The organism is Polaribacter butkevichii (genome assembly GCF_038024105.1).
GTDB classification, from domain to species: domain Bacteria; phylum Bacteroidota; class Bacteroidia; order Flavobacteriales; family Flavobacteriaceae; genus Polaribacter; species Polaribacter butkevichii.
The window spans coordinates 2,809,341-2,829,836 of the sequence record NZ_CP150661.1 but is presented as its reverse complement, the minus strand read 5'-3'; the positions used below and the strand labels follow the sequence as shown (position 1 = coordinate 2,829,836).

Here is a 20,496-nt window from a genome sequence, read left to right as displayed (position 1 = left end):
ATCAAACTGTTAAAAATAAACAGATATGTTAACAAAAGTTAACTAAATAATTAATAGTTTAAAAAACAAGACAAAAAACTAAATTTAAGATTTATTCAATAATTTTTTAGCCATTTCTTTTCCTAATTCTACACCAAATTGATCGTAGCTATAGATGTTCCATAAAATTCCTTGTGTATAAATTTTATGTTCATAAAGTGCTATTAATTTACCTAAAGAACGTGGTGTTAATTTATCAAAAAGGATAGCATTACTTGGTCTGTTTCCTTCAAAAACTTTAAAAGGCAAAAGTTTTGCAATTTTATCTTCATCACCAGAAAATTTTAATTCTAAATGCACCTCTTCTTTTGTTTTACCAAAAGCCAATGCATCCATTTGACCATAATAATTAGACATTAATTTTTTATGATGATCTGTTAAACCATATAAAGATTCTTTGTAACCAATAAAATCTGCAGGAATTAATTTGGTTCCTTGGTGTACCAATTGCATAAAAGCATGCTGCATATTTGTACCTGTACTTCCCCAAACAATGGTACCTGTTTGGTAAGTTACTTTTTCGCCATTTCTGTCTACACCTTTACCATTACTCTCCATAGTAGCTTGTTGTAAATAATCTGGAAGTTTAGATAAATACTGAGTATATGGTAAAACAGCCTCTGTTTCTGCTCCATAAAAATTATTATACCAGATACTTAACAATGCTAAAATTACTGGAATGTTTTTATCGAAATCTACATTTTTAAAATGAAGATCCATTTCTTCTGCGCCTTCTAAAAGCTCTTTATAGTTATCGAAACCTACTGACAAACTAATAGACAAACCTACTCCAGACCAAAGTGAAAAACGACCTCCAACCCAGTTCCACATAGGAAAAACGTTACTTTTATCGATACCAAAACTATCTACTGCCTCTAGATTTGTAGAAACTGCCACAAAATGCTTTGGAATATCAAAAATAGTTGCCGATTTTAAAAACCAATTTTTAAGCGTTTCTGCGTTGGTAATGGTTTCTTGTGTTGTAAATGTTTTAGATACAATTACAAATAAGGTTGTTTCTGGATTTAATGTTTTCATAATTTCAGAAACATGATCTCCATCTACATTAGATACAAAATGAGGTGTTAGTTGGTTTTTATAAAACTTTAAAGCTTCTACAACCATGTCTGGTCCTAAATCTGAACCTCCAATACCAATATTTACAATATCTGTAATAGATTTTCCTGTATATCCTTTCCATTTACCAGAAATAACTTTGTTAGAAAAGCTTTTAATTTTTCTTAAAGCGGCTTGTATTTGTGGTTTCACATTTTTTCCATCAACCAAAACAGGTTCATCAGAAGTACTTCTTAGCGCAGTATGTAAAACTTCTCTACCTTCAGTTACATTAATAACATCACCAGCAAATTGCTTTTCTATGGCATCTTTTAAATCTACCTCATTTGCTAAATCCAGTAGTAAACTAATGGTTTCTTTAGTTACTCTATTTTTAGAAAAATCTACCAATAAATCATCAAATTCTAAAGAAAAATCTTCTTTTCTGTTTGCATCTTTATCTAAATCTTTAATCTGGATATTTTTAATATCGTTAAAATGATTTGTTAATGCTGTCCAAGCATTTGTTGTAGTTGGGTTGATGTTTTTTAAAGCCATTTTATTTTAATTTTGTGCTATTTTTTCTATAACTTCTGGTTCTTTAACCGGAAGTACTTTGTTTTCTAATTGATATTTAAGCGGTTTAATAAACTCTAAATATTGAGGTTTTAAACTTTTCTTTAAAGGTTCTGCAGAAGGTAACTTCTCTTTAAAAGGATCTACTTGCTTGCCATGTTTCCAAAAACGATAACATACATGTGGCCCACCTGTGTTACCTGTCATTCCTACCCAACCAATTACATCCCCTTGTTTTACGTAGTCGCCTTTTTTAACTTTACGTTTTTTCATGTGTAAATACTGTGTAGAATAGGTGCTATTATGTTTAATTTTTACATAATTACCATTACCGCCTCTTCTTGCAGACTCAGAAACGGTACCGCTAGCTGTTGCTAAAATAGGTGTTCCAATTTTGGCTGCAAAATCGGTACCCTTATGTGGTCTTATTTTATTGCCGTAATATGCAATTCTTCTTCTTAAATTGTATCTAGAAGAAATTCTATACTGAAACTTTATAGGTGATTTTAAAAACTGACTACGAAGCATATTACCGTTTTCATCATAATACTCCGAAATTCCTTTTATAGAATCTGACATATATTTAAATGCATATAAATCTTGTCCTTTATGATTAAATATTGCCGATTTAATTTCTCCATATCCTGCAAAAAGAGAGTCTTTTATATATTTCTCCTCAAAGATAAGTTTAAAAGTATCTCCTTTCTGTAGTTTGTAAAAATCTAAAGTCCAAGCATAAATATCTGCAACTGCATAGGTTAAATTTGCAGATAAATGCAAACTATCCATTGCGTTAGAAAGATTAGAATGAATTTCTCCTTCTACAATTTTCTCTACTGTTTTTATTGGCTGAACATAAGTGTGTGCATCTATTATAGAATCTTTAAAATCTATAACTGTAGCGTTAATTAAATTATCCTTGTAAATAAAAACCTTGGCTTCTTCTAAAGAATCTTTACTAGATAAAATTACATAAGGTTTTCCTGTTCTTAATCTTCTAACATCAAAAACATCTTTTATAGAAGTAGTAATTTTACTAATTTTTGGGTAACCTACATGATGCCTATCTAAAATAGCGCCAAAACTTTCGCCTCTTCTAATAGTATCTTGTATTACTTTATAATCATCTATTTTATACCCAAATTTATAAACAGGTTTAGGTTTTACTTTTTTAGGTACTATTATGGGTTTTTTAACATCTTTTTTACAAGATGAAAACGAGGTAATTAAAACTAAAAGGAGGATTATTTTTTTCAAAAATATGTGCTATTGAATGTAGCTTCAAAAGTACAAATAAAAAAGTTTTTTTAGGTGTCTATCTCCATGAACTTCCGATATCGGTTTCGTTAAAAATTTCCTAATTTTTGATAAAAGGATTCGCTAATCCATTATAAGACTCTAATTCTGCTCTTAAAGAACCAACTGCTAAATCTGCTTTCATTTTAATAGGAATTTTATTAGCATCATCTGTAATCCACAAAGTAACACTCTCTTGCGCTTTAAAAACTCGACCAGACTGAACTAACGGTCTAAAAATAAGGGTTTTAATTTTACCGAATTTTGTTCTTAACGTTTCTCTTCCTATAAAACGCAACTTAAAAGGATATACCTGAGAATCTAAAAACATATCTATAGCAATTTCTTCTCCTTTATTCATGTTTTTAACATCTTTATTTCTTAAATAATAGAATGAAGAAAGGATGTCTTGCACATTAGAAAAAGAAACAGAAGTATCTTTTTGCATTGTAAAATCTTGAACGTATGCCTTATTAGAATCATAATTAAACCTTGTAATTCTGTGTTTTTTATAACCACCTTCGTCAATTTTTCTTTTAAAAAGATACGGTTTTACGCTATCTCTATCAAAATAGCTTTCATATTTATCATCAACACTAAAAAACCATTTTATCATACCAGAAGTCCAACCAGTACCTTTTGTATAAAATACTTTTTTACCATTTAGTACTTTTTCTTTTACTTCTAAAACGGCAGTTCCTGCTCTTAAAAAGCCACTGTAACTCATTTTATAACGCAACAATTCTCCGCTTTTAAAAGCAACTGATTTTTCTTGACTGTTAGTAATTGTCAAGAAAAAAAGGGTCAAAAATAATAGGGTATACTTTTTCATATTAAACCAAACATATAAAAAAGTAATGACAATTACCGTTCCAAAATAAAAAAAAACCATTTACTAACTATTTGTAAATGGTTTTTTAATATAAATCTATGTTTCTATCAGTCAATCAAATTGAGTAATAATTTGACAAAAATGATCGTTTTATTTTTATTAAAAACAAACTATTTTACTTTAAAATGTTCCCCAATTTTTTAATTCCTCTTCGCTCCATAAATATGGGTAAAAAATTCTTCGTTGATATTTTGGATGCATGTATTTTCGCCAATTACTACCTCCAGTAGCTTTTAATTCAGAATCATTACCGCCAATATATTTTGCAGCAGCGTTGTAATGAGCCATTACCCATTTTACATTTACCGTATAATCATAATGGCGCATTGCTTTTATTAAATCTTCATTTTCTTGAATTTCCTTTGGAAGCTGCTGAAATTTTAAGGACAAATTAATATCATTATAATCTTCCATAAAATCGATAAAATCTCCCATATATTTTTTTTCAAAAAGATTTAATAGAGTAGATTTTTGCCCTGTGGTGTAATTTTTACCTGCAGCTTGCCAATACAAATGATTATACGCATTTTTAAATGACGAGTTTCTATCGATATTATCTCTAAAACGAACATCTATTAAATTGATTAATTCTGTGGATGCAAACTCAATTTTACGGTATTGTGCACTTTGAAAACCACTTGCAGGTGTTAATGTATTTCTAAATTTTAAATATTGTTCTCGTTCCATACCATCTGCCATCACCGTAAAAGAACTACAAAGCATATCAAAATACCTGCTAATTCTACCTAAATGCATCGAAAATTTATCGGCAGTAACTTCTATTGTTTTTGCAACCTGATCTATTTCCCACAAAATCATTTTAAATAACAACTCATTTACTTGATGATACATGATAAAAACCATTTCATCGGGTTGTGTGGTTCTTGGAGTTTGCAAGCCTAAAAGGGCATCTGTCTGAATATAATCCCAATACGTAATTGGTGTACTGTGCAACAAACCCTCTAACATAGAATCTACGGGAACACCTAATGTATCGTACTTTTCTTCTATTGCTTTTAAAATTTCGTCTCTGTTCATTTTTTTTTAAGAATCAAGATAATTAGGGCCAAAAAACAAGAAATTTTTGATTTTTGGACATTATTGATGCAATTTAATATAAAAAATAAAGATTATTTCATCTTTCTAGTGATGTTTAATTAAAACAAAAAACAAAGTCTTAAATCTTGATTCTTGGTTCCTTTTTATTTTGTCTCTTTTTATAAGGTTCCCCTTTTTGCTTGTTCTCTTTCTATAGACTCAAACAAGGCTTTAAAATTTCCTGCACCAAAACCTCTTGCTCCCATTCTCTGAATAATCTCGAAAAACAACGTTGGCCTATCTTCTACTGGTTTGGTAAAAATTTGCAATAAATACCCTTCTTCATCGGCATCAATCATAATACCCAACCCTTTTAGTTTTTCGATATCTTCTTTTAATTCGTGGCTATGTTCTTCTAACCTACCCGGAACTGCTTTGTAATAGGCTTCTGGCGGTGTTGATAAAAACTCGACTCCTTTAGATTTTAATTGAGATACTGTTTTAATAATATCGTCTGTTGCAACAGCAATATGTTGCACACCAGAACCTTCATAAAAATCTAAATATTCTTCTATTTGAGATCTTTTTTTCCCTTCTGCTGGTTCATTTATCGGAAACTTAATTCTTCCGTTTCCGTTAGACATCACCTTACTCATTAAAGCGGAGTATTCGGTATGAATTTGCTTATCATCAAAAGATAAAAAATTGACAAACCCCATAACATCTTCATAAAATTTCACCCACGTATTCATTTGGTTCCACCCCACATTACCCACCATGTGATCTATGTATTTTAAACCCGCAGTTGGCGGATTGTAATCGGATTCCCATTTTTTAAAACCTGGTAAAAATGCACCTTTATAGTTTTTACGTTCTACAAATAGGTGTACGGTTTCTCCGTAGGTATATATTCCTGCTCTCACTACTTCTCCGTGCTCATCTTTTTCTACTGTTGGTTCCATGTAAGATTTTGCGCCACGTTTTGTGGTTTCTTCGTATGCTTTTCTTGCATCTTCTACCCAAAGTGCTACTATTTTTACACCATCGCCATGTTTTACAATATGGTCATTAATTGGCGATTTGCTATTAAGGGGAGTTGTTAGCATCAACTTTATTTTGTCTTGTGTTAACACATAACTTACAGAATCTTTAGAACCCGTTTCTAATCCGCGATACGCGTGTGACTGAAAACCAAAAGCTGTTTTATAAAAATGTGCTGCTTGTTTTGCGTTACCAACGTAAAACTCTACATAATCTGTTCCTAAAAGTGGAAGGAAATCTTGTGCTCCTTCAAATATTTTTTCTAAACCGTAGTTTACTGATTTTATTTCTTTTTTACTCATCTGTATGTTTTATAGAACAAAGAAAAAAGAGACAAGAAAAAAGACTTTTAGAGCTTATTTTGAAACCCCATTGTCATTTTTTGAAATTCTTGAATTTTTGCTTCAATCTTTGTTAATTGTTCTTTATTTATATAATTTCTGTTACAAGCTATTATTAATTGAGTTTCGAGCTCGAAAGAAGAACCTAAAGCGATATCAATAAAGTGAGAAAAAGATTTATCTGTTCTCGATGATCCTTCTGCAATATTACTTGGAATAGAAACTGAACATCTACTAATTTGAGAAATTAACCCAAATTTTCGTCTTTTGGAAAATCTTCGATAATCGTATAAACATCATCTACAATTTCGATTCCAATTTTCCAAATCTTTAAATTCTTATAATTATGTCTTTTTCTAACGGTCATAATCTCTTTTCTTGCTTCTCCTTTCTATTTACTCCAACCACGATTTATAATACTCTTCATCGGCAATTTTCATGGCTTCTTCTGTAACCATCAAAGGTTTAAAAGTATCTACCATTACTGCTAATTCTTCGGTTTTTGTATGCCCAATACTACGTTCTGTTGCGCCTGGGTGTGGACCATGAGGAATTCCGGCTGGATGCAAGGAAATATGCCCTTGATCGATGTCGTTTCTACTCATAAAATCGCCATCTACATAATACAAAACTTCATCTGAATCTATATTACTGTGATTGTATGGCGCAGGAATTGAGTTGGGATGATAATCGTACAAACGGGGTACAAAACTGCAAATTACAAAGGCATTGGTTTCAAAAGTTTGATGCACTGGTGGCGGCTGATGAATACGACCTGTGATGGGTTCGAAATCGTGAATTGAAAATGCATACGGAAAATTATAACCGTCGTAACCCACCACATCAAAAGGATGCGAAGCGTAGGTCATTTCTATAATTTCGCCTTGTTTTTTTACTTTGATAAGAAAATCACCTAACTCATTATAAGTTTCTAATTCTTGGGGTCTTCTTAAATCTCGCTCACAAAAAGGTGCATGTTCTAATAATTGACCAAAGTAATTTCTGTACCTTTTTGGTGTATACACCGGACTGTAAGATTCTACAATAAAAAGTCGGTTGTTTTCATCATCGAAATCTAATTTGTAAATAATTCCACGTGGAATTACCAAGTAATCTCCGTATTTAAAGTTGATGTTACCAAGATGCGTTCTTAATTTTCCGGTTCCTTTATGGATAAAAATCACCTCATCTGCATCTGTGTTTTTATAAAAATATGCTGTGGTAGATTTTTTTGGTGCCGATAAAATAATATTACAATCAGCATTTGTTAAAACGATTTTTCTACTTTCTAGATAGTCGTTTTCTGGCGGCACTTGAAATCCTCGAAAACGATAGGATTGAATATTATTGGCTTTTGCAATTTTTGGTTTTACAGAATATTGTTTACCAATATGCTTAACCATGGTTGGTCTGTGCTCATGATACGAATTGGTAGACATTCCGTCGAAACCAATAGTACCAAACAATTGCTCGTAATATAAGCTTCCGTCTTTTTTACGAAATTGCGTGTGTCTTTTGGGTGGAATTGCACCTAACTTATGATAAAAAGGCATAAAATGTGTTTAATTGTTGAACTGCTTAATTTTTTGTCTCAGCTTTATAAATGAGATTCTGAAACAGGTTTAGAATAACAACAAATAATTCTTTATTCAGGATTACGCTTTATTAAAAACTTTAGATATGTAAGTAAATCTGAAAACATCTCAATCGATTTCGTTAGTTATTCAAATATACAAAATGTATGCAGAAAAAAATACTATAAGAAGTAACCTGTATTTAAAAATTTGAAGATAGGCATAGAAACTACTATTAAAATAAAGAATACAACAATAGTTTTAGTAACAAATGAATATTCCTTTACTACTATAATTTCAATTTGACTATTATTTGAGGTTTTAAAATCTGTTTTGTTGAAAAAATTGTGAAGAATAATTGAAGTTAAAACTGACAAAAAGGTCAAAATTATTATACTGTCTGAACTTAATTGAAAAATAGAATCTGGATTAGGATAATAACCACCCCAACATGTACACAATAAGCCTAACAAATTTTCTTCTTGATTCATAATTCTAATTTTTACCTAAAATAAGAAATTTAATTTACAAAGTATGGATTCCTGCCTTCGCAGGAATGACAAAAATAAAAAGACCTCACAAGAAAAAATCTTGTGAGGTCTTTTTATGTTGTTGAACGCGTTAGGGATTGAAATGACATCCTTTTTGCTTTTTTTTTTGCAAAAAGATATAATGTAAAGCCCGACCTTTAGGTAACGCCCAAAATTATATTTTTATAAATATTTTAATTAGTTTACGCTACGTTTATTACTTCTGTAATTTGTGGTGCAAACTTTTTAATGGTAGCTTCTACTCCGTTTTTTAACGTCATTTGATTTACAGAACAACCTGTACAAGCGCCTTCTAATTGTACTTTTACAATAGAATCTTCTATTGATAAAAGCTTAATATTCCCTCCGTCACTAATTAAAAAAGGGCGAATTTCGTCTAATGCTTTTTCTACATTATTTAATGTTTCTTCTGCTGTCATAAATCAAGTTTATTTAGAACTACAACCACTCATAGTTGTAATTCTTACCACTTCTGTTGGTGGTAAAGTTTCATTTCTTTTTAACAATTCTGAAAGCATTTCTTTGGTAATATCGTTAAATGATTTTTCTAAAATTGTTCCGTTTTGTAAGGCTACAGGATGTCCAACATCTCCAGCTTCTCTAATACTTTGCACTAAAGGAATTTCTCCTAAAAATTTAGTTTTAATATCTTCTGCTAAATTTTTTGCGCCATCTTTACCAAAGATATAATATTTATTATTTGGTAATTCTTCTGGTGTAAAATACGCCATATTTTCGATAATTCCTAAAACGGGTACATTAATACTGTCTTGTTGAAACATTGCAACTCCTTTTTTAGCGTCTGCTAAAGCAATGTTTTGTGGTGTACTAACAACTACTGCTCCGTTAATTGGTAAGGCTTGTACTATTGATAAATGTACATCTCCTGTTCCTGGAGGTAAATCGATTAATAAAAAGTCTAATTCTCCCCAATCTGCATCAAAAATTAATTGATTTAAGGCTTTAGAAGCCATTGGTCCACGCCAAATTACTGCTTGATCTGGGTTTGTAAAAAAACCTAAAGACAATAATTTAACTCCGTAATTTTCTACAGGCTTCATTTTAGAACGCCCTTCTACTTGTACAGAAAGTGGTTTTGATTTTTCTACATCGAACATAATGTGTTGCGATGGCCCGTAAACATCTGCGTCTAAAACACCTACATTAAAACCCATTTTTGCTAATGAAATAGCTGTATTTGCTGTAATTGTAGATTTACCAACACCACCTTTACCAGATGCAATTGCTATAATGTTTTTAATATTAGGAATTGCTTTTCCTTTAATTTGATTCGGTTTTGCTTTTTCTACTGGCTTTTCTACCTTTACATGTATTTTAACCGTAATATGCTCTCCTACATTGGTTTGAATTGCCTTTGTAATTTCCGTCTCAATCTTCTTTTTTGCTTGTAAAGTAGGGTTACTAATGGTAACATCTACCTCTACTTCATTACCAAAAGTAACAACGTTGGTAACATTGTTATTTTCTATTAAACTTTTACCTTCTCCGGGAGCGGTAATTGTTTCTAATGCGTTGTATATATCTTGCTTTTTAAAACTCACGTTTTCTTATATTTAATCTTACAAGCAAAGATACGTCTTACTGCTCAGAAAAGAAAGTTTGTAGATTGTGAATATTGATGAATTGATAGGTTAGAATTATAGAATGGTTTTTGATTACTATTTGATCATGTATTTACAACAAGAAAACGTTTAAATTAACTCTTCTGAAGGGTTCCAAAATACGTTTTCTAAATCTTGAATTTGGTTTTCTATAACAATTATTCCTTCACTTTCTAATAATTGCTGCATCAGGTTTGTGCCATCAAAGTGATGCTTGCCTGTTAGTAACCCTTTTCTATTTACAACTCTATGTGCAGGAATATCGTTTAAATTATGGGCTTTGTTCATTGCCCAACCTACCATTCTTGCAGATCTTGCTGCTCCTAAATACGTTGCAATTGCTCCGTAACTGGTCACTTTTCCGTAAGGAATTAAACGTGCAACCTTGTAAACTTTATCAAAAAAATTGTCTTCTTTTTCCACGTTGTGAAGATACTATTATTACACAGAATTTTGCAGAGAAATTTAGAGTGTTAGAAGTATACATTAACAATAGTGATGCTATGAGATTCCTCAATCGCCTAAAAATGCCCATTTCGGAATAACCGTAGAACCTTTTAATGAATATTGATAATTAGAAATGATAGAAATAAATAATATTGATTTTCAGAAGCTAAAAACCGACCTACTTTTAAATTTTGTAATAATTCGAGTTTTATGGAATGGCTAGTGTCCAAAGAACGTAGTGGTCTGGACACGTGAATGGAATAAAATGTAGAATTTTAGAAATTTAAAATAAGTCTAGATTTTTTTGTTTTGTTTTTCATCAATGGAAAAAAGAAAAGAAACTTATTACGCAGAGGTTCAGGGAGTTAAAAATAAATACTCAAAATTGTTGGTAATGAGATTCCTCAATCGCCTAAAAAGGCTCATATCGGAATGACAGTAGAACGTTTTAATGAATATTGAGAATTGAATTGACAGGAATAAGTAATATTGATTTCAGCATCTAAAAACCGACCTACTTTTAAATTTTGTAATAATTCAAGTTTTATGGAATGGCAAGTATCCAAAGAACGCAGTGGTCTGGACACGTGAATGAAATAAAATGTAGAATTTTAGAAATTTAAAATAAGTCTAGATTTTTTTGTTTCGTTTTTCATCAATGGAAAAATGAAAAGAAAGTTATTGTACAGAATTTTGCAGAGAAAAAACTAAGATTCACGGAGTTAAAATAAGTGCTCACAATTGTATGGTAATGAGATTCCTCAATCGCTTAAAAAAGCTCACTTCGGAATGACAGTAGTGCGTTTTAATGAATCTTCATAAAAAAACTAGTACTCATTAAAATGAATACTAGTTTTTTATATCTAAGATTTCCTTAAATTACCCAAAAAGGTTTTTTGAAGAAAAAAAATTAATATTTTAATCTAAATTTAATGTAGGTAATTGGCTTATCTACTTCTAAATATTGATTTTCGTAAAAGGTTTGTGTTTCTGTAACTTCTTTCGGAGCTCCTTCATTTTTATACACGGTATGATTTGCATATAAAACCTCATGCCCTTCTCCATGTAACAAACCTAAAGTATAACCATGCATAAATTCAGAATCTGTTTTTAAGTTCATAATTCCGTCTTCATTTAAAATATGGTGGTACTTTTTCATAAAACTAGAATTTGTCATTCTATGTTTTGTACGTTGATATTTTATTTGTGGATCTGGGAAAGTAATCCAAATTTCTGAAACTTCATTTTCAGCAAAAATAAAATCGACCAATTCTATTTGAGTTCTTACAAAAGCTACATTAGGTAAATTTTCTTCTATTGCAGTTTTTGCGCCTCTCCAAAAACGAGCGCCTTTTATATCGATACCAATATAATTTTTATTCGGATTTTTCCTAGCCAAAGCAATGGTATATTCTCCTTTACCACAACCAAGTTCTACAACAATAGGATTGTTGTTACCAAAAAAAGAATGCCATTTCCCTTTATGAGAAAAATCTGTTACAACTTCTTCTCTAGTTGGTTGAATGACATTTTTAAACGTTTCATTTTCTTTGAAACGTTTTAGTTTATTTTTGCTTCCCAAATTGTTATTTTAAGCTTTATCTTCAGTTCCTTCTCTCTGAAATTTAAGAGATTCTTTCATCCAATATGCTAATAAACATAATAAAACCACTAGAAACCCCCAGTTTACTGCATTAGAAATCCACCAACCTAAATCTGCTTGTGCTACACTTGTGCGTAACCAATTAAATGGAAGGAATAAAAAATCAGTAAATAAACTACCAATCAGTCTAAAAATATTGCTTGCTATCATAACTTAATTATCTTTACGCTGCAAAAATAACAAAAGAAACAATGCTAGCCAATTTTTTAGAGAAATCTAAACCAATCAATTTTATAGTCTATTTAGGACTCTTTTTTTGTTTCTTTTTAATTACTGTTTTTACAAGTAATTTTACAGGATACCAAACCATAGAAAACCTGTCTTTTTTATTGTTATTTTTGGTTGTTTTTTTCTTTTATAATTTTATCGTTTCTAAGAACAAATTAACCTTCGATCATTCGTATGCGTTCTTTATTTTTGTACTCACAACCATCCTTTTTATTTCTAAGCTACTTGAGTCTAAAGCCCTGTTAATGCTTATAGTTTACTTACTTTTTTTAAGAAAAACTTACAGCTTACGCTCTTCTAAACAGGTTATTCAAAAATTATTTGACAGTGGTTTTTGGTTAGGTATTCTTTTTATTTTAGAACCTTTTACATTGGTATTTATCCTTATCATATATGCATCTATTCTGTTAAGAAAAAAAGTATCAATTCATACTTTATTAACCCCAATTACAGGGTTTATTTCTCCTTTAATTATTTACTTTGCGTACTTATTTTGGAATGATGCAACAGAAAAAATACACCATTTATTCTATTTTAAAAGTATAAATAGTCTTTTTATTTACGCAAAAGACAATACTATATGGATTTTTGGAACTATAATTTTATTAACAATCTCTTCTATTTTCTTAAAATCGCCTAAAGCATTTTCTGTAAATAATTCTTTTAAAAAGAGTTGGACTCTGTTAATTATAAATACAGTTATTGCAGTTACCTATGCTCTAATTATTACCAATAAAAATGGATCTGAAATTGTTTATTTATTAGTTCCAGCATCAATAATTATTGCAAATGGGTTTGAAACCATTGATAAAATGTTGGTTAAAAATATTTTAGCAGGATTGTTGTTTATTGCAACAGTACTAACTTTTTTCTTTTTATAATTTAGATCCAAAAGCCAAATCGCCAGCATCACCTAAACCAGGCACAATATATCCTTTACTATTTAAAGTATCATCTACCGCTGCAATCCATAAATGGGTGTTTTCTGGAAACTTATCTTCTATAAATTCAATTCCTTCTTTAGAACCAATAACCACTACAATATGAATTTCTTTTGGAATTCCTTGCTTTTTTATCGCTTCGTAAACAGACACTAAAGATTGCCCTGTTGCCAACATTGGGTCTGCCAATAATAAGGTTTTATTTTCTACGGATGGAGCAGCAAAATACTCTACTACAATTTCAAATTCGGCATTGTTATTTGGGTGATGACGGTATGCAGAAATAAAAGCATTTTCTGCATCATCAAAATAATTTAACAACCCTTGATGCAAAGGCAAACCTGCTCTTAAAATAGAACACAAAACAACTTCATTACTAGATAATTGCTCTCTTTTTACGCCTAAAGGTGTTTCTATAGAAACATCACTATATGATAGTTTTTTACTTAATTCATATCCCAGAACTTCTCCAATCCTCTCAATATTTCTTCTAAAACGAAGTGAATCTTTTTGAATTTTGACGTCTCTAATCTCTGCAATAAATTTATTAAGAATTGAGTTTTCTTCTTGTAGGTGATGAATAATCATTTGTTAAGGTATTTCTACAAAGGTAAAAAGAAAAATTTACCTAAAAGTTTAATTAAAGTTGATAAAATTAGTATGCTCTATATCCGTTTTTTATCATATTAAAAAAAATTCGATTATCAGCTTAATCTGTAGGAAAAGTAGTATTTATACATCAGAAAATTTGCGCTATAAATTAGACAAACTCCTGCAAAACATAGACCTTATATTTTTGTTATAATAAACATAGTTGTAAGCATAACATATATTAATTTAAATTTATGATGTTTAACAAACAATCAAAATAATGTTTAATACATTTTAAAAACCCAATAAAAACATCTATTTTTTTTGTATCTTGCATGAAGACAAAAAATTAAAAATTTAACAAAAAACAATTAAAAAAAATGGGAATTTTTTCATTCATTAAAAATGCAGGAGCAAAAGTTTTCGGCATTGGAAAAACTACAGAAGAAGAAAATGCAGATAAATCTGAACAATTAAGAGGTGCAATTGCCGCTTTAGAATTAGAAGTTAAAGACCTATCTATAGAGGTTGAGGATGATGCCGTAAAAGTTTGGGGAGAAACTGCAGATTTAGCTACCAAAGAAAAAGTAGTTTTAGTAGTAGGTAACACCAATGGTGTAGCTTCTGTTGAAGACAATTTAACGGTTGCAGAGGTTGAAGTTATTGAAGAAGCCGCAATGGCGCAATTTCATACAGTAGAAAGTGGAGATACTTTAGGTAAAATTGCAAAAACATATTATGGTAACGCAATGAAGTATCCTGTAATTTTTGAAGCTAACAAACCAATGTTATCGCATCCAGATAAAATTTACCCTGGTCAAGTTTTAAGAATACCACCTTTAGTAGACTAACTTAAAAAACAATAAAATTTTAAAAGAGTTTCAAAATATATTTGGAACTCTTTTTTTTGTGCGATAAATTAAAATTTATCACCAACTTTGCAAGCTAATTTTAGAATTTTAATCTTGAAAATAAACCAAAGAACATTAGCATTAATTGCAGTATCTATAGCCACCTTAATTTACGGGCTTAATTACACCATAGCTAAAGAAGTAATGCCTTTTTATGTAAAGCCCTTTGGTTTTATTTTAATAAGAGTTCTTGGGGCAGCTACTATTTTTTGGATTCTTGGTTTATTTATTAAATCAGAAAAAATAGATAAATCAGATTATAAAACCATTCTCTTAGCCTCCTTTTTTGGTATCGGTGTAAACATGCTTTCCTTTTTTAAAGGATTAAGCCTAACAACTCCCATAAGTGCTTCTGTAATGATGGTTACCTCGCCAATTATGGTGTTAATTTTCTCTAGCATACTAATACGTAAAGCAATTGGTAAACAAAGAATTATAGGCGTTATTATAGGTTTAATAGGTACAATTATACTAATTACATACGGCAACTCATCAGACTCTAACGCTACAAACAGCAATTGGGGTAATTTCTTGGTTTTTATAAATGCTGCTTCTTATGGTTTGTATTTGGTTATTTCTAAAAACCTAACAGCAAAATACCATCCAATAACTTTAGTAAAGTGGCTCTATTTATTAGGTTTACTCGTTACAGTTCCTTTTGGGTATAGCGAATTAATGGAGGTTAATTGGCACCAGATGCCCACAAATATTTATTGGAATATAAGCTTTGTAGTTGTCTTTACTTCTTGCGTTACCTATCTCTTTAATCTATACGGTTTATCTAAATTAAAGCCAACCACTGTTAGTGTTTTTATTTATTTACAACCTGTAATTGCAACCATTTTTGCATTAATTGTTGGTAGCGACTCTTTAAACCTTATAAAAATAGGGGCAACCTTACTTATCTTTTCTGGTGTATATTTAGTAACCAGACAAGTAGAAAATTCTGTGAAATAAAAACTATATTTGCCCTTCATCTAAAATGTTGATTTTATGATTCAATCTATGACTGGTTATGGGAAGTCTGTATTACAATTACCTACAAAAAAAGTAACCATAGAAATTAAATCTTTAAACAGTAAAAACCTCGATTTAAACGTTCGTATTCCTTCTTATTATAAAGAGAAAGAATTGGCTGTTCGTAAAAAACTAGCAAGTGCATTAGTTCGTGGTAAAGTAGATTTTTCAATCTTTGTAGAAATGACTGCGGATGAAACTTCTACAACTATAAATCACGGGGTTGTAAAAGAATACATGCAACAACTAAGAAACGTTGTACAAACAGGCACTACAGATGATGTTGAGTTATTAAAAATGGCCGTAAGAATGCCAGATGCTTTAAAAACAGAACGCGAAGAATTAGATGAAAACGAATGGAATCTTATCAACCAAAGTGTAGATATTGCCATTAAAGATATTGTACAATATAGAATTGATGAGGCAGCTTCTTTAGAAATAGATTTTAAAGAAAGAATTGCTAATATTAAAACCTATTTAGAAGAAGTAAAAGCTTTGGATGGCGATAGAGTAGAAAACGTTAAAACACGTTTAAAAAAGGCTATCGACGATTTAAAAGTTGATACGGATGAAAATCGTTTTGAACAAGAATTGATTTATTATCTTGAAAAATTAGATATCAACGAAGAAAAAGTTCGTTTGGCAAATCATCTAGATTATTTTTTACAAACAATGGATTCTGAAGATTCTAATGGTAAAAAATTAGGATTTATTGTTCAGGAAATGGGACGAGAAATAAACACAACAGGTTCTAAAGCTAATTTTGCACCAATGCAAAAAGCAGTAATTCAAATGAAAAACGAATTAGAGCAAATTAAAGAGCAAATTTTAAACGTATTGTAAAGTTTTCTGCAAGGTTTCTAAAACCTTGTAGGTATTTACACTATTCAAATTATTAAGATGCTGAAGAAAGTTCAGCAAGACAAATACTAAAATATATGTCAGATTTTAAAGGAAAATTATTCGTTTTTTCGGCACCTTCTGGTTCAGGTAAAACTACAATTGTACGTCATTTATTAAAACAAGAAAGATTTAATTTAGAATTCTCTATTTCTGCTACTTCTAGAGCACCAAGAGGAGAAGAAAAAGATGGTGAAGATTATTACTTTATCAATTTAAGAGAATTTAAAGATAAAATTAAAAATGATGAATTTTTAGAGTGGGAAGAAGTTTATAGAGACAACTTTTATGGCACTTTAAAAAGTGAAATTGAACGTATTTGGGCATTAAAAAAACATGTTATTTTTGATATTGATGTGGTTGGCGGATTACGAATTAAAAAGAAATACCCAAATGAAACCTTGTCTGTTTTTGTAAAACCACCAAGTGTAGATGAATTAAAAATTCGTTTAAAAAAGCGTTCTACAGAAAGTGAAGACAAAATAAACATGCGTATTGCAAAAGCTTCTGTAGAGTTAGCAACGGCTCCGCAGTTTGATAAAATCATAAAAAATTACATTTTAGAAGACGCTTTAAAAGAAGCAGAAGATTTAATGAGTAGTTTTTTAGGATTAGAATAGAAATAAAGAAGAAAATTTAAAAAGACTGAAAAAGGTAGTATAAAGATAGAAGCCGAATACGGACTACTTCAAACTCCATTCTTCAAACTTCAAACTATTTATAATGAAAATCGGTTTATATTTTGGCACCTTTAACCCCATACATATTGGGCATTTAATTATTGCCAATCACATGGTAGAATATTCAGATTTAGATGAAATTTGGATGGTGGTAACCCCTCATAATCCGTTTAAAAAGAAAAGTTCTTTACTAGAAAATCATCATCGATTTGAAATGGTTTACAGAGCAACAGAAAACTATGTAAAAATTAAACCTTCTGATATTGAATTTAAATTACCACAACCCAATTACACCGTATATACATTAGCAAATATTACAGAGTTACATCCAGACAAAGAATTTTGTTTAATTATGGGTGAAGACAATTTAAAGAGTTTACATAAATGGAAAAATTATGAAACTATTTTAGAGCATCATCATATTTATGTATATCCAAGAATTGCAGAAGGTACTGTAGATCATCAATTTAAAAATCATTCTAAAATTCATAAGGTAGATGCACCTATTGTGCAGATCTCTTCTACCATGATTAGAAAGGGTATAAAAAATCAAAAAAACATACAACCACTCTTGCCAAAAGAAGTTTGGGAGTATGCCGATGAAATGAATTTTTACAAAAAATAATTAAATTAAATTTGTAACGTTAATAAACCGAGTACATACTGCAAAGGTTTCTTGTATCTTTGTTAAACATCAAATACATTTTTGTGGCTAAAAAAAATAACAAAAAAGGAAAACTTAAAGAAAAACTGACCGACAAATACAGGTTGGTTGTTTTAAATGAAGATACTTTTGAAGAGCGTTTTTCATTAAAACTATCTAGATTAAATGTTTTTGTTTTAGGCGGCTTTTTTTCTATTTTATTAATAGCCAGCACCATTTTATTAATAGCCTTTACCCCTTTAAAAGAATATATACCCGGTTATTCCTCTTCCGCTTTAAAAAGAAAAGCAGCCAATTTAACTTTTGAAGCAGACTCTTTAAAAACTAAATTAGCCATTTTAGAAAACTATACAAAAGCCTTAAAACCTGTATTAACAGGCGATATTGAACCCGATAATATAGATTCTATTCAGGTTGAAGCAAGACACCGTTTAATAGACGAAAGCAAGCTAGATGCCTCTAAAGAAGATTCTATATTTAGAGAAAAAGTAGAAAGCGAAACCCGATTCTCTATACAGAAAAATGCGCAAAGCAATGTTAAAATTGTATTTTTTGCTCCTTTAAATGGTACTATTTCTCAAAGTTTTGATGCAAGTGCAAAACATTTTGCCGTAGACATTACCGCAAAAACAGGAACCCCAATTAAAGCAACGGCAGATGGTACTGTTATATTTTCTGGATGGACTGCAGAAACGGGCTACGTTATTATTTTAAAACATGCTAAAGATTATATTTCTGTTTACAAACACAACGGAAATTTACTAAAAGAACAAGGAGATTTTGTAAAATCTGGCGAAGTTATTGCCACTGTAGGTTCTACCGGAGAATTAACAACCGGACCTCATTTGCATTTTGAACTCTGGAACGGTGGTTATTCTGTAAACCCAACAAATTTTATTGATTTTAAATAATGAGCATCAAATCACTTTTTGCAATACCGTTTGCTAAAATAGCAACAAAAAAAGTTTACAAATGGGCAAATAACCCTCATAAAACACAAGAAAAGGTTTTTAAAAACCTACTCTCTAAAGGAAGTAAAACCGCTTTCGGAAAAGATCATAATTTTTCTAATATTACTACCTACGAAGATTTTAAAAAAGAAGTTAACGTTACAGATTACGAAGGCTTAAGACATTATGTAGATAGAGTTGTTGCCGGTGAACCTGATGTTCTTTGGACCGGAAAACCGCTTTACTTTGCAAAAACCTCGGGTACAACTTCTGGCGCAAAATACATACCTATTACCAAAGATTCTATGCCAACACATATTAAAGCGGCAAGAAATGCTTTGTTATTTTATATCAAAGAAAAAAACGATGCTAGTTTTGTTGATGGAAAAATGATTTTTTTACAAGGAAGCCCTGTTTTAGCCGATAAAAACGGCATAAAACTAGGTAGATTAAGCGGAATTGTAGCGCATTATGTTCCTCAGTATTTATTAAAAAACAGGTTACCAAGTTGGGAAACCAACTGTATAGAAGATTGGGATACCAAAGTAAATGCCATTGTAGAAGAAACCATTAACGAAGACATGTCTGTAATTAGCGGCATTCCGTCTTGGGTACAAATGTATTTTGAAAAATTAATAGAAAAAACAGGTAAACCAATATCAGAAACGTTTCCTAATTTTAATTTCTTTATTTATGGAGGCGTTAATTTTGAGCCTTATAAAAATAAATTTGAAAGTTTAATTGGTAAAAAGATAGATTACATAGAGTTGTATCCTGCCTCAGAAGGATTTATTGCCTATCAAGATTCTCAGACAGAAAAAGGAATGTTGTTGCAATTAGATTCTGGTATTTTTTATGAATTTATTCCTGCGGATGAGTTTTTTAACGAAAACCCAACAAGAATTTCTTTAAAAGATGTAAAAATGGGCGTTAATTATGCCATTATTTTAAACACCACAGCAGGTCTTTGGGGATATAATATTGGTGATACCGTAGAGTTTACATCAACAAAACCTTATCGAATTAAAGTTACCGGTAGAATAAAACATTTTATATCCGCCTTTGGCGAACATGTTATTGGTAAAGAAGTAGAAAAAGCACTAAACGACTCTATTAAAGGCACAAATATAAACATTAGCGAATTTACAGTAGCACCACAAGTAAGCCCAGAAAGTGGTTTACCGTATCATGAATGGTTTATAGAGTTTGAAAACGAACCAGAAGATTTAGAAGCTTTTGCGGCTAAGATTGATGCTTCTATGCAGGCTCAAAATATTTATTATATCGATTTAATTGAAGGAAAAGTTTTACGTCCTTTGGTGATTAGAAAAGTAAAAAAGGGTGGTTTTCATGAATATATGAAATCTATTGGTAAATTTGGAGGACAAAATAAGATTCCGCAATTATCTGACAACAGAAAAATTGCAGATGTTTTAAATAATTTTTTAATTACAGCATAACAAAATACACACAAAATG

Annotated in this window: 22 protein-coding genes; 8 read left to right on the top strand and 14 right to left on the bottom strand. The window is 30.5% G+C overall.

Going from position 1 to position 20,496, the window contains the following annotated elements; all coding sequences use genetic code 11:
• Positions 1–84: 84 nt before the first annotated feature.
• From pgi to WG951_RS12020, 13 genes are all read right to left on the bottom strand, one after another.
• Positions 85–1,653, bottom strand: a complete 1,569-nt coding sequence (gene pgi / locus WG951_RS12080; protein ID WP_105049561.1) for a glucose-6-phosphate isomerase — start codon at positions 1,651–1,653, stop codon at positions 85–87.
• Between the two features lie 6 nt (positions 1,654–1,659).
• Positions 1,660–2,928: a peptidoglycan DD-metalloendopeptidase family protein gene (locus WG951_RS12075; protein WP_105049562.1), complete on the bottom strand. Its 1,269-nt coding sequence runs from the start codon at positions 2,926–2,928 to the stop codon at positions 1,660–1,662.
• Between the two features lie 100 nt (positions 2,929–3,028).
• Positions 3,029–3,799 (bottom strand): DUF3108 domain-containing protein, encoded by a 771-nt coding sequence (locus WG951_RS12070; RefSeq protein ID WP_105050594.1) that lies wholly within the window; start codon positions 3,797–3,799, stop codon positions 3,029–3,031.
• A gap of 180 nt (positions 3,800–3,979) precedes the next feature.
• Complete coding sequence (locus WG951_RS12065) at positions 3,980–4,897, bottom strand: tryptophan 2,3-dioxygenase family protein (RefSeq protein ID WP_105049563.1); 918 nt, start codon at positions 4,895–4,897, stop codon at positions 3,980–3,982.
• Between the two features lie 179 nt (positions 4,898–5,076).
• Positions 5,077–6,240, bottom strand: a complete 1,164-nt coding sequence (gene hppD / locus WG951_RS12060) for a 4-hydroxyphenylpyruvate dioxygenase (RefSeq protein ID WP_105049564.1) — start codon at positions 6,238–6,240, stop codon at positions 5,077–5,079.
• A 47-nt stretch (positions 6,241–6,287) separates the two neighbouring features.
• Positions 6,288–6,518: a four helix bundle protein gene (locus WG951_RS17270; protein ID WP_422897633.1), complete on the bottom strand. Its 231-nt coding sequence runs from the start codon at positions 6,516–6,518 to the stop codon at positions 6,288–6,290.
• Between the two features lie 156 nt (positions 6,519–6,674).
• Positions 6,675–7,832 carry a homogentisate 1,2-dioxygenase gene (locus tag WG951_RS12050; RefSeq protein WP_105049565.1) on the bottom strand — a complete coding sequence of 386 codons (1,158 nt, stop codon included), beginning with the start codon at positions 7,830–7,832 and terminating at the stop codon, positions 6,675–6,677.
• A 203-nt stretch (positions 7,833–8,035) separates the two neighbouring features.
• A complete protein-coding gene (locus tag WG951_RS12045) occupies positions 8,036–8,344 on the bottom strand; it encodes a hypothetical protein (protein WP_105049566.1) in 309 nt (102 codons plus the stop codon).
• A gap of 242 nt (positions 8,345–8,586) precedes the next feature.
• Positions 8,587–8,823: a NifU family protein gene (locus WG951_RS12040; RefSeq protein ID WP_105049567.1), complete on the bottom strand. Its 237-nt coding sequence runs from the start codon at positions 8,821–8,823 to the stop codon at positions 8,587–8,589.
• Positions 8,824–8,832: 9 nt separating this feature from the next.
• Entirely contained in the window at positions 8,833–9,966 is a 1,134-nt protein-coding gene (locus tag WG951_RS12035) for an Mrp/NBP35 family ATP-binding protein (protein ID WP_105049568.1), read from the bottom strand.
• Positions 9,967–10,116: 150 nt separating this feature from the next.
• Positions 10,117–10,449, bottom strand: a complete 333-nt coding sequence (locus tag WG951_RS12030) for an MGMT family protein (protein WP_105049569.1) — start codon at positions 10,447–10,449, stop codon at positions 10,117–10,119.
• Between the two features lie 934 nt (positions 10,450–11,383).
• Positions 11,384–12,055, bottom strand: coding sequence for a tRNA (guanosine(46)-N7)-methyltransferase TrmB (gene trmB / locus WG951_RS12025; RefSeq protein ID WP_105049570.1), 672 nt, complete (start codon positions 12,053–12,055; stop codon positions 11,384–11,386).
• 9 nt (positions 12,056–12,064) lie between these two features.
• Entirely contained in the window at positions 12,065–12,286 is a 222-nt protein-coding gene (locus WG951_RS12020) for a DUF6341 family protein (RefSeq protein WP_105049571.1), read from the bottom strand.
• Between the two features lie 41 nt (positions 12,287–12,327).
• On the opposite strand from WG951_RS12020, the gene WG951_RS12015 reads away from it, so the two are divergent.
• On the top strand, positions 12,328–13,245 hold the full coding sequence (locus WG951_RS12015; RefSeq protein ID WP_105049572.1) for a DUF6427 family protein: 918 nt from the start codon (positions 12,328–12,330) through the stop codon (positions 13,243–13,245).
• Here the strand turns inward: WG951_RS12015 and upp are convergent.
• Positions 13,240–13,893 (bottom strand): uracil phosphoribosyltransferase, encoded by a 654-nt coding sequence (upp, locus tag WG951_RS12010; RefSeq protein ID WP_105049573.1) that lies wholly within the window; start codon positions 13,891–13,893, stop codon positions 13,240–13,242. The genes WG951_RS12015 and upp overlap by 6 nt on opposite strands.
• Positions 13,894–14,276: 383 nt before the next feature.
• Here upp and lysM point away from each other — a divergent pair, with 383 nt between their 5' ends.
• The 7 genes from lysM (at position 14,277) to WG951_RS11975 (ending at position 20,478) form a co-directional block, all read left to right on the top strand.
• Positions 14,277–14,747 carry a peptidoglycan-binding protein LysM gene (lysM, locus tag WG951_RS12005; protein WP_105049574.1) on the top strand — a complete coding sequence of 157 codons (471 nt, stop codon included), beginning with the start codon at positions 14,277–14,279 and terminating at the stop codon, positions 14,745–14,747.
• 120 nt (positions 14,748–14,867) lie between these two features.
• Positions 14,868–15,764 (top strand): DMT family transporter, encoded by an 897-nt coding sequence (locus tag WG951_RS12000; protein WP_105050595.1) that lies wholly within the window; start codon positions 14,868–14,870, stop codon positions 15,762–15,764.
• Positions 15,765–15,812: 48 nt separating this feature from the next.
• On the top strand, positions 15,813–16,667 hold the full coding sequence (locus WG951_RS11995; protein ID WP_068449384.1) for a YicC family protein: 855 nt from the start codon (positions 15,813–15,815) through the stop codon (positions 16,665–16,667).
• 95 nt (positions 16,668–16,762) lie between these two features.
• A complete protein-coding gene (gene gmk / locus WG951_RS11990; RefSeq protein WP_105049575.1) occupies positions 16,763–17,344 on the top strand; it encodes a guanylate kinase in 582 nt (193 codons plus the stop codon).
• A gap of 103 nt (positions 17,345–17,447) precedes the next feature.
• Positions 17,448–18,029 (top strand): nicotinate (nicotinamide) nucleotide adenylyltransferase, encoded by a 582-nt coding sequence (nadD, locus tag WG951_RS11985; protein ID WP_211296734.1) that lies wholly within the window; start codon positions 17,448–17,450, stop codon positions 18,027–18,029.
• Between the two features lie 83 nt (positions 18,030–18,112).
• The gene (locus WG951_RS11980; RefSeq protein WP_105049577.1) at positions 18,113–18,979 is read left to right on the top strand and encodes a M23 family metallopeptidase; all 867 of its coding nucleotides are present in this window, start codon (positions 18,113–18,115) and stop codon (positions 18,977–18,979) included.
• Positions 18,979–20,478, top strand: coding sequence for a GH3 auxin-responsive promoter family protein (locus WG951_RS11975; protein WP_105049578.1), 1,500 nt, complete (start codon positions 18,979–18,981; stop codon positions 20,476–20,478). The genes WG951_RS11980 and WG951_RS11975 overlap by 1 nt, the downstream gene beginning before the upstream one ends.
• The last annotated feature ends 18 nt before the right edge of the window (positions 20,479–20,496 follow it).